This window comes from Alkalilacustris brevis, from assembly GCF_003350345.1.
GTDB lineage: Bacteria > Pseudomonadota > Alphaproteobacteria > Rhodobacterales > Rhodobacteraceae > Alkalilacustris > Alkalilacustris brevis.
The window spans coordinates 55,437-69,193 of the sequence record NZ_QNVJ01000064.1; the positions used below are offsets into that span (position 1 = coordinate 55,437).

Below are 13,757 nucleotides of genomic sequence, written 5' to 3' on the forward strand. Positions count from 1 at the left end.
CCGATGCTCTGCCCCAGGGTGGCCTCCGCGGTTTCGTCGGGGACCCGGATGGCCACATCTAGGAGATCGCATGGAACCCCGCCTTGCCGGTCAACGAGCACGGTCACGTCGTCTTCGGAGTGTGATGCCGCGCGGGCTGGTCGGAATGACTTGAACAGTTTCGGCCAGCTCCTGAAAGCGTGAAGGGGAAGTCCCCCCGTGGTGCCGGAGGTCAGATTCGTCCCGCGCTGCTGGTGTTTGCGTGCCTGATGAAGCTGCCCGGGGTCGTGAACTACCGGTTCGGGGAAGCTGCATCGTAGCGATAGCCGATCCGGCGAACGGCTGCTATGGGCCGCGAGTGTCACCCCCGCCACGCTTGCCGCATCCAGCGCCATCTGGTCCGTCTCAGTCATGACAGCACCATCCGCCCCTTACGCCGGCCCAAACACCTCACGCATGATCCGCTGAGCAGCGGCGCGGCGCTGCGCAGTGGTCTGAGGGTCCGGGCGCTGTGCCTCACTGAATCGGCGCACCGCCCCGGCATCGGTGCGCAGCTGCAGCGCAAGTAGCTTGCGCGGCGCGGCGAGTTCCTGGCACGCGTCCTCGAGTTCGGCGAGCGCTGGGAAAAACCGCCAGCGCCGATGCAGGATCGCCTCGTGTACGCAATCCGCCGGCCATTCCGCAAGACGCTGGACATAGATCTTGATCGCAGCGCCTGCCTCGGCCGGGTCGCTTTCTCGGTGCGCGGTGATCAGCCGCAGCGCGGCCAGCCACTGCGCGATCTGCCGTTGGGGCGCCGGCTGAAGAGATTGCTCGACCAGTGCCCGGGCGCCCTCGATATCGGCACCCTCGGCAATCTCGATCCTCTGCTCGGCGCGGCCGCCCATTGCCGCGTTGCGCTCACGGACCATGGTTACCCCCATCCGGCCAATCTCGTGCAGCAGCCACCCAAGGGTCGCCGACGGCCTTTCGATTTCCGTGCCGGTGCGCGGCGTGACGGTTGCGGTGGAATGGCACGACGCGGTCGCCGTGGCTTTGATTCCGAGTTGCATGGTCATGGTGTTGTCCCTCGTCGATTTCCAGTTTCGGCGCCCGCTTCGCTGCAGCAAGCCGCTGCATCGGGTCGCGAAAATACCGAAGCGTTCGCGGCGGGCCGTCGCGTCTGGCTGCCATCACCTCGAGGATCACCTCGAGGATCTCCACACGGCTGAGGCCGAGGTCGCGCTCCCAGCGCTGGGCCTCGTGCATGTCGGCCTGGTCGATCAGCACGCGGCCGGTGGCGGTTACGCCCGGCGGCTCCACGCCCAGCGCCTCGAGCAGTTCCTCACGCCACGTCTGCCTGGCGCAGTCCTGTTTCTCAGGATCGGCGGTCGGCTGTGGCTCGCTCGGCGAACCGTCGCGTTCGACCGACGGCGGCTCGTCGATCTTCCGCTCTCGAAAATCAGCATTGAGCGCGCGCGCTCCACCACCATCACCAAAGGGTTCTAAGGGTTCGGGGGAACCGCCGTTCCGGTTTTCTTGCACCCCCGTTCCGGTTTTCTGACTTTCGTCGGCGCTTAACCGGTCCCCCGTTCCGGTTTTCTCGTTCCGGTCCTCGGGCTCTTTCCGGGTGAGCAGGATGACCCTGTAGCGGCTCCGGTTGCCGCGTCCACGTGCCACCTCGACCTCGAGCCAACCGTCCGTCTCGAGGCGCCGCACGATCTTCCTGGCGCCCCGTTGCGTGAACCCGCATCTCTCGGCGATATCGGCCATGGAAGGGTCGCAGCATCCCGTTCGCGCGTCAGCCCGATCAGCGATCGCCAGCAGCACCATCCGCTCCGCAGTCTTGCGCGGGCCATGTTTGAAGACGTGGTTGATGTGGTGATTACTCATCCCACCATCCCCCACGCGAGGCTGGCGACGGTAGACGCGATCGACCTCGGAAGCCCAAAGCGGCGCATCAGCGTTGCGGCGCGCAGATCGTCGTGATACTTTCCTCTGTGACGATTTGCGCTTTCGTCAGGATACCCTACAGCCCCGGTCGCGCCCGCCAGCGCGGCCGGGGTTTCTCGTTCCGGTGGCGCGCGGCGGTGGCCAGCGGCGGTTTGCACCCGCCTGATAACCCGTTGATCGAAAAGGCCCGCTTTGAGCGCCGGTTTGAAAAAAAGCCCTTTGGAATCAATCCTCGGGGTCAGATTGTGGATCTGGGGGTCCCCCGTTCGAGCCGGGGAGGCGGTACCATTCAATTCCCCTCGATATTTCCGACCGCGTCTTCGGCAACTATACGCCTGTGCCGTGAGGTTCTGCAGTTCACGCAACCTGCCTTCCGCGATAGGCTGCACCTGCCGGTATGGAACGCGCGGCGGCCAGGTCCCTTTCGTTTTGCAGGGGCGGGATCATCGCGCAGCTTGCGAAGCGCGAGGGGGAGGATAATCCATTGCAACGCGTCATCGACGTTCACGCTCATGTGGTGAACCGGCAGGTCTATTCGGAAACATCGCCCCACAGCATTTTCACGCGCCTGCCCTCCGATGTCTCCGACGAGTTGCGGCAGGCGGCAGCGGCCCGCGGCGAACGCGTGATTGCCGAGATGGCCGACTACACCGACCGGATCGCGGCCATGGACCGGATGGGCGTGGACATGCAGATCCTCAGCCCGAGCCTCGTTCATCAGAACACCGATTTCGCGGACCCGAAGGCAGCCCTCGCGCTCTGCCGCAGGACAAACGACTCACTCGCCGCCGGGGTCGAAACGGCCCCCGACAGGTTCCGGGGTCTTGGAATGGTTCCGCTCCACGCGCCAGACATTGCTGCCGAAGAACTGACCCGCTGCGTCAACGATCTCGGCCTCTCAGGTGTCACGATCTCGACCCGCGCGGGCGCGCGCGAGATCGGAGAAAATGCGCTCCGCCCCTTCTGGGCCGCGGCCGAGGCAACAGGTGCCGTCGTCTACATCCACCCCGCGGGCAACCACGACCCGCGCTTCGCCCGCTACATGCTGTGGAACAGCCTGGGCCAGTGCATGGAAGAAACCTTCGCAATCGCGTCCCTGTTCTACGAAGGCATTCTCGACGCCTTCCCGGACTTGAAGATATGTATCTCGCACGGGGGCGGCTACATGCCTTTCAATACCGGGCGCATTGACCGCAACTATATCGAGAAGCCCGCAACGCGGGTGAACATGTCCAAGGCGCCCGGTGATTACCTGCGGATGCTGCACTATGACACCTGCCTCTACGACCCGGTGACGCTGGAGCACCTGATCGACAAGGTAGGCGCCGACCGGGTGCTCCTCGGCTCGGATTATCCGGTCGGCGAGCCGGACCCGGTCGGCTTTGTCGGCCAGACCTCGATCGGGGAAGCCGACCGCGCCGCCATTCTCGGCGGCAACGCGGCGCGCCTGTTCGGCATCCGGTGATCCGCGTTCCGGTGCGATCGGCGCAGCGACTGCCTGCGGCGTCACTGGCGCAGGCGCCGCAGCAAACCTCGCCCGCCGCCCTCAGACAGACGCGACATGCCCCCCGGGCGCGCCGCCCCGATCTCGTCACGCCGGATTCGCGGCCACACGCCAGACGCCCTGGAAATCCGGGGGCTCCACTTTCAGCACGCGCGCGCAGTTCGGGGGAATAGCTGTTCGTGGTCTTGCTCATTTGGAGCCCCCGGCAAACCCGGCTTGGTTCAGTGCTCAGCGCCGGGGCATTCCGGCCGGGCCGCGGGCGCGCTGTTGCGCCGCGACGCGAAACGCCGCATTGGCGGCCCCATAGCCGCGATACCCGCCGCGGCGCTCCACGATCTCGAAGAAGAACCCTTCGCCAAGGACGGGGCTGTAGATCTGGAAATACTCTCCGCCCGCGTCGCGGTCGTAAAGAATGTTGTGCGCGCGCAGCCGGTCGGTCAACGCCTGCGGAAGGTCAAGCCGGGCCTCCAGGTCATCGTAGTAGTTCGGCGAAATACCCAGCGGGGCGAAGCCGTTCTCCGCGAGTGCGGCCGCCGCGGCAAAGATATCTTCGCAGGCCAGGGCCACATGCTGGACCGACGGGCCGTAGCTTTCCGCCAGAAAGCGCCCTGCCAAAGTGCGGCTGTTGTCGGCACCGTTGAGCGTGATGCGCAGCGCGCCATCGGGTGCCTCGACCGCCTGCGAACGCACCAGGCCCGACGGATCGATCACATCGACAAGCGGGGCCTTCTGCATCTCGAAAAGCGACAGGTGAAACAGCACCCAGCTTTGCATCTCTTCGAAATTCATCGTCTGCGCCACATGATCGACATGGGTGACACCGGCCGGGCGTGCCGCGTCCGGATCGGGGGCGTCGGCGAAGTCGATCTCCCACAAGCGGTCGAGCCCGGTGCCGGCATCTATGAAATGCCACAAGCCCCCACCCGAGCCACGGATCGCGGGGATGCGCAACTCGCCGGGGCCGATGGGCTGCTCGATCACCTCGGCGCCCAGGCATTGCGCCCGCGCAACTGTCGCGGCGGCATCGGCCACCCGCAGCCCGACATCGCACACGGTGGTGCCGCGCAGCAGATAGAGCGAGTGGGCAAAGCCCTCTTCGGAGGTGTTGATCAGGATATGCGCCCGCCCCTGCCGCCAATGCGCAACCTGCTTGGACAGGTGCTGTCCCACCCGCGCGAAACCCAGCGTATGCAGCACCCGCCCGAGCGCCGCCGCCTCGGCCGGATCGGTCGCGAATTCGATGAACTCCACCCCCTCGGCCCGGATGCGCGCGGGCATTTCAGGCGGGGTGATGCGGATGTCGGGCTCCTGCCGCGCCACATCGTCCATCAGCCAGCGCAGGCTGCGCTGCCCGTCAAGCGCGATGCTGCGCGGGGCGGCGCCGCGAAACTGGTCGTTGAATATCTCGAGGCTCAGATAGTCGTGATAGCCGGTGGCGGCGACCGCCCGCATAAAGGCGGTAACATCGAGATCCCCCTGCCCCGGCATGTTGCGGAAATGGCGCGACCAGTAGAGCAGGTCCATCTCGATGCGCGGCGCATCGGCCAGTTGCACGAAAAATATCCTGTCGCCGGGAATGGCGCGGATGCTGTCGCAGTCGATCCCGCGGGCGAGCGTGTGAAAGCTGTCGAGGATCAGGCCGACATTCGCATGATCGGCGCGGCGCACGATTTCCCAGGCGTCGCGGTGGTCATTGACATGGCGCCCCCAGGCAAGCGCCTCATACCCCAGCCGCAAGCCACGCCCGGCAGCGATTTCGCCCAGCGCATGCAGGTCGGCCGCGGCGCGGTCGATCCCGCCCAGCGCCTCGGGGTGGGTGTTGGAGCAGATCAGCATGAGATTGGTGCCCAGTTCGGCCATGAGATCGAACTTGCGCTCTGCGCGGTCGAACGCCCGCTGCCGCAACCCGCCGGGCAGCCCCTCAAGGTCGCGGAACGGCTGATAGAGCGCGATCTCCAGGCCATGGTCGCGCACCATGCGGCCAACCTCGCGCGGGGGGGCATCGAAGGTCAGGAAGTCATTCTCGAATATCTCGATCCCCTGAAATCCCGCCGCGGCGATGGCGGCCAGTTTCTCGGGCAGGTCCCCGGAAAGGCAGACGGTTGCGATGGCGGTCTTCATCTCAGAACCCCAATAGCCGCGGCAGGGCGATCACCGTCTCGGGCACGAAGGTGATGAGCACCAGCACCGCCAGTTCGACCAGGAAGAAGGGCATGATCTGGCGCACCAGCCGCGCCATACCGACATTGGCCACCCCCTCGGCCACGAACAGGCACAGACCCAGCGGCGGGGTGATCAGCCCGATCATCAGGTTGAAGATCACGATGATGCCGAAATGCACCGGATCGACGCCAAGGCTCACCGCGATCGGATGCACGATCGGCACCAGCACGAGCATCGCCGCGATACCCTCCAGAAACAGCCCGACGAAAAGAAAGAGCACGATGATCAGCAGCAGGAAGACGAACTTGCTGTCGACATTGCCGATCACCCAGTCGGTCAGCATGTTCGGGACGCGGTTGTAGGTCAGCAGCCAGTTGGCCGCCGATACCGCGGCGATGATGATCAGGATGATGGCGCTGTCGCGCATCGAATTGGCAAAGATCGCAGGCAGGTCGCGCAGGCCCACCTCGCGATACAGCACAACCCCCACGAACAGCGCGTAGACGACCGCGAAGCTTGCCGCTTCGGTCGGGGTGACGACGCCCAGGATGATCGCCCCGACAACGAAGACAGGCATCAGCAGCGGGATGATCCCGCCCAGCAGCGCCTTGCCCTGGCTGGGAATTTCGGCCAGCGCGGCACGGTCCGACGGGCCGCCCGTCTTTACGCGCCCCACCACGACCATCACATAGGCCGACAGGAAGATCGCCAGCAGAAGCCCCGGCACCACGCCCGCCAGAAACAGCGCCGGCACCGACACCCCGCCCACCGTGAGCGCATAGATGATCACCGGGATCGAAGGCGGAATGATCGGCCCGATGACCGAGGACGCGGCCGTAAGCGCGGCCGCGAAATCGCGCCGATAGCCCGCGCGCTCCATCTCGGGGATGAAGACGCGGCCGATGGCCGAGGTATCGGCCACGGCCGAGCCCGACAGCCCGGCAAACACCACGCTGGCCCAGATGTTCACCAGCGCAAGCCCCGCGCGCAGCCGCCCGACGATGACGATGGAAAAGGCGATGATGCGGCGGGTAATGCCCGAGGCGTTCATCAGCTCGCCCGCCAGCACGAAGAGCGGGATCGCCAGCAACGGAAAAGAGTTGATCCCGCCGAACATCTCGGTGGCGACGATGCGCGGATGATAGGGCAGCGCGCCGGTCGCCATGAAATAGATCAGCGCGGCGACGATGGCGAAGGCCACCGGCACACCGACCAGGAGCGAAATGAAAAGAATGGCATAGACCATGGCTCAGCCCCTGCTCGTGCGCAGATCGGAAATGCGCCGCGCCAGCCTCACCGCCGCCGCGAGCGACAGAATGCCGCCACCGAGAACGAAGGAGAACTGCCAGGGCGCCATGCGGCCGAAAATCTCGATCCACTCGATGCCGGTGTCGCGGGCCAGCCTTCGCGCGGCAGTGACGATGCCCGAGGCCTCGCGCGCGCCGCGGCTGTCGATGAACAGAAGCGCCGAGCGCGCCAGCATCACGCCGATCACGACCATCGCCAGATCGACCGCCGCGAACAACCATTCACGCAGCCGCGCCGGCAAATTGTCGGTGAGGATGGTGAAGCGGATGTGGCGATCCTGCAGATAGGCCATCGCGACGCCGAACATCACCCCGTAGATCGCCAGATAGATCGGCAGTTCCTCGCCCCAGGCCCAGGAGCGGCCAAGGCCGTAGCGGCGCGAGGAATTGAGGAAGATGATCAGGAAGACGCCCGCCATGCACAGCCCCGCCGCCCAGGCGAACAGCCGGCACAATCCGTCATTGAGGGTCTTGAGCATCGCGTTCTCCTCGGGGCCGGACCTTTGCGACGGGCGAGGCGGGGCCGGATCAGGACCGCGCCCCGGCTATCCGGCAGCGTGCTGGCAAGGCTTCATGCCTGGGCAATCGGGAAATTCTGTCAATGCGCGCGGGGCCGTGCAAGCCCCGCGCACCTGATCGTTGCCGGCCTCAGTTCGAGGCGGCCGTCACGGCGTCGTTCAGCCGGTCGATCCAATCGGCCTGATCGCCCAGCTCCTCGCGCAGCCAGGATACCACGGCGGGCTGGGCCGCATCGCGGAACATGCCGATTTCCTCTTCGGTGGGTGCGTAAACCTGCAACCCGGCCTCGGCCACCAGGCGCACGCCCTCGGCAGAGGTAAACTGCTGAATCGCGCGTCCCATCAGCCCGGCGACCTTGGCCGCACGCGACACCACCGCTTGATCGGCAGGCGACAACGACTGGAAGAACTCTTCGTTGATCAGCAGGAAGTCGGTTGCGTAAACGTGGCCGTCGAGCGTCATGTATTCCTGCAACTCGTGCAGGTTATTGCCATAGATCACGCCCACAGGGTTCTCCTGCCCGTCGACGACCCCGGTGGCCAGCGCGTTGGGCACTTCGGTCCAGGGCACCGGCGTGGGCTCGGCGCCCAGCGCTTCGACCATCTCGACATAGAGCGGGATCGGCTGGACGCGGATGCGCAGCCCTTCCATGTCGGCGGGGGTGCGGACTTCACGCACCGAGTTGGTGAAATGGCGCACGCCGGTTTCCCCATAGGCGAGCGTGCGCAGGCCGGACTCTTCAAGGCAATGCGCGGCCAGATCGCGGCCGAACGGGCCGTCGAGAACCTCCCAGGCGACGGTCGGATAGGAGAAGGTGAAGGGAATATCCAGCACCTGTGCCGCCGCACAGACGCGGCTCATGGCGCCCGAGACCATCACCACCTGGGTGAGCCCTTCCTGCGCCTGCTCGACGAGTTCGTTCTCGTTGCCCAGCGAGCCGGCGGGGTAGAGGTCGACCATCAGATCGCTTTCCCCCTCGACGATGTTCTTGAAGATCAGCGCCGCGGCCCCTTTCTTGGAGCTTTGCCAATCTTCAGGATCGACATGAGCAAAGCGGATGGTTTGCGACTGGGCCATGCCCGCCCCAAGCACGAGAGCCAGAGCCGTCAGGCCGCCGACAATTGATCCGGATTTCGTATAACGCATTTGGACCTCCCCATTTCTTGCGTCGTGATGCCGGGTGAACCGGCGTGCTGGTTGTCTGCCCGGCTGTGGCCGGGTCAGGGTGAAAAGGAATTGAACGTGGCCATCATGCGCGATGCATCGGCGCGACGGCCGGTGAACAGCTCGAAGGCACGCACCGCCTGGAACACCGCCATCCCCGATCCGGGCAGCACCCGGCAGCCCAGCTTGCGGGCGGCGGCCAGAAGCGCCGTCTCCAGCGGGAAATAGACGATATCGGCAACCCAGGTTTCAGGGCGCAACAGCGCGACCGAGCACGGAATGCCGGGGCATTTGGCCATCCCCACCGGCGTGGCGTTGACCAGGCCATCGACACCGTCGCGCAGCGCCGTGTCGGCCTCGGCGCTTGCGGCGCGGCCCGGATGCACTGCGTCGAGCCGCGACACCAGCGCCTGCGCGCGCGCGCGGTCGGTATCTGCGACAAGAAGCTGCCGCACGCCGCACTCAAGCAGTGCATGTGCAACCGCCACCCCGGCCCCGCCCGCGCCGATCAGCAGCACGCGGTCGCGCGGGGCGTCGGCCATGCCGCGCCGAAAGCTTTCGGCAAAGCCCCACATGTCGGTGTTGTGGCCGCTGCGCTTGCCATCGCGAAACACCACGGTGTTGACGGCCCCGAGCTTTTGCGCGGCATCCGACATCGTATCGAGATGCTGGATCACCGCGATCTTGTGAGGATAGGTGATGTTGAGCCCGACGAAACCCTGGCTTTCGGTGATGTCCAGCAGGTCGGCCAGGGACTGGCCGTGATGGCCGGCATCGGTATCGAACAGATGATAATTCATGACGAAGCCCTGGGCACGGGCCTCGGCCTCGTGCATCCGCGGCGTCCGAGATAGCTGAATGCCGCCGCCGACAAGGCCGGCCGATACCGCCGTGTGAAGGTATCGTGGCACACCCGCCACCTGTCCGGCCTCCGAAGCTTGCTCCAGCACTGCTCCCCCCTTCAAGGCGACTCGCCCTGCCTAGCTTCCCGAAGCATTTAACTGGCTGGTTAAATTGTCAACGAAAAATTGTACTGTTCGGTTAAATTGATTTCCGGCAGACTGTGTGAGATGGAGACGCGCATGGCCGAACAACAAAGAAACAAATGGAAGCAGGATCCCGAGGCCGTGCGCGCCGATATCCTGCGCGTTGCCACCGACGAATTCGCCCGGGCCGGGCTTGCCGGCGCACGCATGGACGAGATCGCCGCGCGCACCCGCACCTCCAAGCGCATGATCTACTATTACTTCGGCGACAAGGAAGGGCTCTACCGCGCCGTCCTGGAACAGGCCTATCGCGGAATGCGGCTGGGCGAACAGGAACTCGCGCTCGACTCCCTGCCGCCGGAAAAGGCCCTGCGCGCGCTGGTGATCTATTCGTTCGACCACCATTGGGAGAACGGCGATTTCATCCGGCTGGTGATGACCGAGAACATGCACGAAGGCGCCTACATGGAGATGTCGGACGAGATTCGCGCGCTCAATGCCTCGGCCATCGACCGGGTGCGGCAACTCTATGACCGCGGGCGCGCCGGCGGAGTGTTTCGCGACGGCATCGACCCGCTCAAGCTGCACTGGCTGATAAGCGGGCTGAGCTTCTTCTACCGGTCCAACAGTGCGACCTTCGGTCTGCTCTTCGGGCAGGAACTGTTTGATGAGGCGGGGCGCGAAGCCGTGCGCCAGGAAGTCGTCGAAGCGGTGATGCGCTACGTTCTGGCCCGCTCGCCCGGCGCAGAGCGCGGGGCAGGAGAGGCGCCTTCGTCACACTGATGAAGCTCTCAAGGCGCCCCGAAGCGGTGCTTGCCTGACATCAGCGCCAATGGTGCAGGTCAGGCGCGGCCCCCGGCAAGAAATCCCCCGGGGCCTTCGAACAGAAGACTGCGCGACATGAGCATCCGACCAGTGCAGGCCCGGCTCAAAGCCCGCTCCATGCAGGCTTATAGCGCGCCCGCGCTTGATCTGTTGCACCCCGTCCGCCCTGTCACGACGGAGGCTTGCCTGCGGCACGACGGCGGGCGCATCCGCGCCCACCTGTCTGCTGGAAATATGCTTTATTGGTGACAGGCGACGCCCCCGGGCGCCCACGGGGGCGGTAGCAGCCTGCTTTCATGTCTTGCGGTCAGCCTTGTCGAGAAAAGCCTCGACCGATGCTCGATGCTCTTTGGTCGTGTAGCAGATCGCCTGGGCCTGGCGGCCCAGCGCGAAGACCTCGTCGCCGGAGCTTTCGAACGTCTTGTCCAGGATCGCCTTTGTCAGGGCCACGGCCGCCGGTGCGCCCTGTGTCAACTCCTCCGCCCAGGCGCATGAGGTGTCGATCAGGTCTCCGGGGGACGTGACACGATCGACCAGACCGATCGAAAGGGCCTCGTCGGCCAACACGACACGCCCTGAAAGAATAAGTTCCTTGGCCCGCGCCAGTCCGACCCGGCGCGGCAGGAAATACATCCCGCCACCGTCGGACACGAGCCCGCGCTTGAGAAAGCTCATCGACATCTTGGCGCCATCCGCCGCCACGATGAAATCGCAGGCCATCGCCATGTCGAGGCCAAGCCCGAAGGCCGCCCCATTGACAGCCGCGATCACCGGCTTGGTGCAGCCGTGGATCACCGCGATGCCCCGGTGCGTCTGTTTCTGACGCTTCCAGCCATTGAAAGCGACATCGCCCTGCGGTGCGTTCAACCGCTCGCGCATTCCGGCGATATCTCCGCCCGAACAAAACCCCTTGCCGGCGCCCGTCAGGATCACTGCGCGCACTTCCGGGGTCCGATCAGCCCATTCGAATGCCGCGACCAACTCCTGCCGCATCTGATCGTTGATGGCGTTGCGGACCTCGGGGCGGTTGAGGCGGATGATGGCGGAAACGCCGCGAGTTTCGATTTCAATAAACTCCGCCGACGGAGCGGATACTGCGCTATTATCTTTCATCCTCTTCCTGATCCTTGTCTTGTCCTGCTCATGCCGCAGGGCGTCGGTGGTTCTTGAGGGTGACGCCGCCAGGCAGGGCATCGGAATTCATGATGACGTCTCGCAGACGCGCGGCTTCTTCATGGCCAAGGACACCGACGGTCAATTCCTCATACTTCTCGACAAGCTCGGCGTCGGTGAAGGGATCGTCGGGATCGCCCTTGCGCGTGGGCTGGAAATGCTCGATCACTTCGCCGGAGTTCAGCTTGATTATCAGGCGCGCCTGGCGCCGCGCGGGATAGGCGGCGGTAATCTCGCTATCTTCGACGACCGTCACCTTGTGCATGAAGTCGCGCAGATCGGCCCGGGCCAGGGCCTCGGGCGAGAAGGCCGCCAGACGAACCGCCCCCGTATGAACCAGGGCTGCAGCGCAATACTGCACGCTGAAGCGGGCATCGCGGGCGTCGTTCACCTCCATCCGGTCGCAAATGGCAACTGTGGGGCCATAGCCCTGTATCTCGATCCGGGCGACGTCACCTGGGCCAAAGCTGTGCTTGGCCTGCATCGCGCGGATGCCGTCGAGCGCCGGAAAAATGTGGCCGCAGCAGCCGTGGTTCTTGAACGTGATCCGCGAGATCGGGGTCCACTCGCCAAGCCCGGCAAGCCCTGCCTGCCAGTTGCCGGTTCCGTCGCTCGTAGCGGCGGCATAGCCGTGGGCCGCGTGAAGGCTGTCGGGTGAGCCGGTCACGCCCGCAGCGGCGGCAAGCCCTGCCAGAACGCCGGCCTCTGCCGCATGACCGCAATGCAAGGGCTTGGTCTGCCCCCGCCCTTGCAGGTTCTCCTGATGGCCTCCGGCAAAGCTGCTTGCAATGGCGATGGCGTGGCCAATCTGATCCGCATCGCAGCCCTTGAGCATCGCAGCGGAAACAGCGGCCCCCATGGTGCCCACGGTCGCAGTGATGTGCCAGTTGCGGTAGTGGCTGGGCTGCAGCGCCATGGCGATCCGGCACCCGACCTCATAGCCGCCGATCACCGCGCGATAAAACGCCTCCGCGCTTGCGCCTTCGGCCTGCGCCACGGCAAGCGCGGCAGAAATCGTTGGGCTGGCCGGATGGTAGCCGCCATCGCGGAAGATGTCGTCGAACTCGACAGTGTGGCTTGCCGTGCCATTGAGCAGCGCCGCATGGCGCGCGGTGCCGCGGGCACCGTCCACATAGGCGATCGCCTCACCCTCCCCGCGCCCTGTCGCAAGCGCGCGGGACAGCGTCACTCCAGGCCCTTCGAGGCAACCGGGCAAAAGCGCGGCGAACCAGTCGAGAACCGCGCGGCGGGCATCATGCGCAACATCATCCGCAAGAGCGCGGCTGTGCCAGCCTTCGGCCGCGCGCGCCAGATCCATCAACGGGTTGCCATTCATTTCGTTACCCCCGTTTCAGCAGCAGGCCGCCATCGACCGGCAAGAGGACGCCAGTGATGTATTTCGCCTCGTCCGACGCCAGGAACACAGCGGCATTGGCGATGTCCCAGGCCTCGCCCATCCGGCCCATGGGGACCAGCGCATCACGTTCCGCGCGGATATCCTCGCGCGAGCGGCCGCTCTCCTGGGCGCGGCGCTCGATCGCCATGGGCGTGTTGATCAGGCCGGGCAGAATCGCGTTTGCGCGCACACCATAGGGCGCGTTCTCGGCAGCAACGTGCTGCGTGAACGAATTGACCGCGCCTTTCGACGTCTTGTAGGTCACGGTCGGCCGCAACGCGAAGGACGCGGTCGAAGAGATGTTGGTGATGGCTCCGGCGCGGCGCTCGCGCATCGAGGGCAGCGCCGCCTTGCAGAGCATGAACATGCTCTTGAGGTTGATCCCCATGATCCGGTCCCAGACATCGGCGTCCAGATCGGGCGTGGCCTTATCCCCTTTGGAAAGGCCGACATTGTTGTGCAGGACGTCGATACGGCCGAACTTCTCGAGAGTCGTTCGGACGATGTCCTGACAGGCAGCCTCGTCGGTCACGTCCGCCGGAATGACGATGGAGTCGCCGCCACCGATCATCTCTCGCGTTTCCTCTGCCCAGTCGCGATTGATATCGACCAGAACACAGGTCGCGCCTTCCTCGGCGAACCGGATGGCCGTAGCCCGCCCGTTACCGGGGGTCGTGCCGGGCTGCTGCCCTGCCCCTGTGATGATTGCCACTTTATTGCTCAGTCGTGCGCTCATGATACCGAATTACCTCTCCAAAGCTGACATCAGTCTAGCAGCACTCGGGCAGGGCAAGACCTGATTAGAGGTA

At 65.2% G+C, this 13,757-nt stretch carries 12 protein-coding genes; 2 read left to right on the top strand and 10 right to left on the bottom strand.

Annotation, left to right across the window (positions count from 1 at the left end):
* Positions 1 to 410 precede the first annotated feature (410 nt).
* Both DQ229_RS16505 and DQ229_RS09830 read right to left on the bottom strand, forming a co-directional pair.
* Positions 411 to 890 (bottom strand): hypothetical protein, encoded by a 480-nt coding sequence (locus DQ229_RS16505; RefSeq protein ID WP_114966098.1) that lies wholly within the window; start codon positions 888 to 890, stop codon positions 411 to 413.
* Positions 880 to 1,851: a helix-turn-helix domain-containing protein gene (locus DQ229_RS09830; RefSeq protein WP_114966099.1), complete on the bottom strand. Its 972-nt coding sequence runs from the start codon at positions 1,849 to 1,851 to the stop codon at positions 880 to 882. The genes DQ229_RS16505 and DQ229_RS09830 overlap by 11 nt, the downstream gene beginning before the upstream one ends.
* A 544-nt stretch (positions 1,852 to 2,395) precedes the next feature.
* On the opposite strand from DQ229_RS09830, the gene DQ229_RS09835 reads away from it, so the two are divergent.
* Positions 2,396 to 3,376: an amidohydrolase family protein gene (locus DQ229_RS09835; protein WP_162300822.1), complete on the top strand. Its 981-nt coding sequence runs from the start codon at positions 2,396 to 2,398 to the stop codon at positions 3,374 to 3,376.
* Between the two features lie 267 nt (positions 3,377 to 3,643).
* On the opposite strand, the gene DQ229_RS09840 is transcribed toward DQ229_RS09835, so the two are convergent.
* The 5 genes from DQ229_RS09840 to DQ229_RS09860 all read right to left on the bottom strand — a co-directional run bounded on the left by DQ229_RS09840 (position 3,644) and on the right by DQ229_RS09860 (position 9,518).
* Entirely contained in the window at positions 3,644 to 5,536 is a 1,893-nt protein-coding gene (locus tag DQ229_RS09840) for a bifunctional sugar phosphate isomerase/epimerase/4-hydroxyphenylpyruvate dioxygenase family protein (protein WP_114966101.1), read from the bottom strand.
* A gap of 1 nt (position 5,537) precedes the next feature.
* Positions 5,538 to 6,824: a TRAP transporter large permease gene (locus DQ229_RS09845; protein WP_114966102.1), complete on the bottom strand. Its 1,287-nt coding sequence runs from the start codon at positions 6,822 to 6,824 to the stop codon at positions 5,538 to 5,540.
* Positions 6,825 to 6,827: 3 nt separating this feature from the next.
* On the bottom strand, positions 6,828 to 7,364 hold the full coding sequence (locus tag DQ229_RS09850) for a TRAP transporter small permease (RefSeq protein ID WP_114966103.1): 537 nt from the start codon (positions 7,362 to 7,364) through the stop codon (positions 6,828 to 6,830).
* A 169-nt stretch (positions 7,365 to 7,533) separates the two neighbouring features.
* Positions 7,534 to 8,550, bottom strand: coding sequence for a DctP family TRAP transporter solute-binding subunit (locus tag DQ229_RS09855; protein ID WP_114966104.1), 1,017 nt, complete (start codon positions 8,548 to 8,550; stop codon positions 7,534 to 7,536).
* 74 nt (positions 8,551 to 8,624) lie between these two features.
* Positions 8,625 to 9,518, bottom strand: a complete 894-nt coding sequence (locus DQ229_RS09860; protein WP_238381024.1) for a shikimate dehydrogenase — start codon at positions 9,516 to 9,518, stop codon at positions 8,625 to 8,627.
* 132 nt (positions 9,519 to 9,650) lie between these two features.
* On the opposite strand from DQ229_RS09860, the gene DQ229_RS09865 reads away from it, so the two are divergent.
* A complete protein-coding gene (locus DQ229_RS09865; protein ID WP_202909549.1) occupies positions 9,651 to 10,337 on the top strand; it encodes a TetR/AcrR family transcriptional regulator in 687 nt (228 codons plus the stop codon).
* Positions 10,338 to 10,673: 336 nt separating this feature from the next.
* Here the strand turns inward: DQ229_RS09865 and DQ229_RS09870 are convergent, their stop codons facing one another.
* Genes DQ229_RS09870 through DQ229_RS09880 form a run of 3 tightly spaced genes read right to left on the bottom strand, consistent with a single transcriptional unit; the run spans position 10,674 to position 13,684 of the window.
* Entirely contained in the window at positions 10,674 to 11,492 is an 819-nt protein-coding gene (locus DQ229_RS09870; protein ID WP_114966106.1) for an enoyl-CoA hydratase/isomerase family protein, read from the bottom strand.
* 28 nt (positions 11,493 to 11,520) lie between these two features.
* Complete coding sequence (locus DQ229_RS09875; protein ID WP_114966107.1) at positions 11,521 to 12,888, bottom strand: MmgE/PrpD family protein; 1,368 nt, start codon at positions 12,886 to 12,888, stop codon at positions 11,521 to 11,523.
* A 4-nt stretch (positions 12,889 to 12,892) separates the two neighbouring features.
* A complete protein-coding gene (locus DQ229_RS09880) occupies positions 12,893 to 13,684 on the bottom strand; it encodes an SDR family NAD(P)-dependent oxidoreductase (RefSeq protein ID WP_114966108.1) in 792 nt (263 codons plus the stop codon).
* Positions 13,685 to 13,757 lie beyond the last annotated feature (73 nt).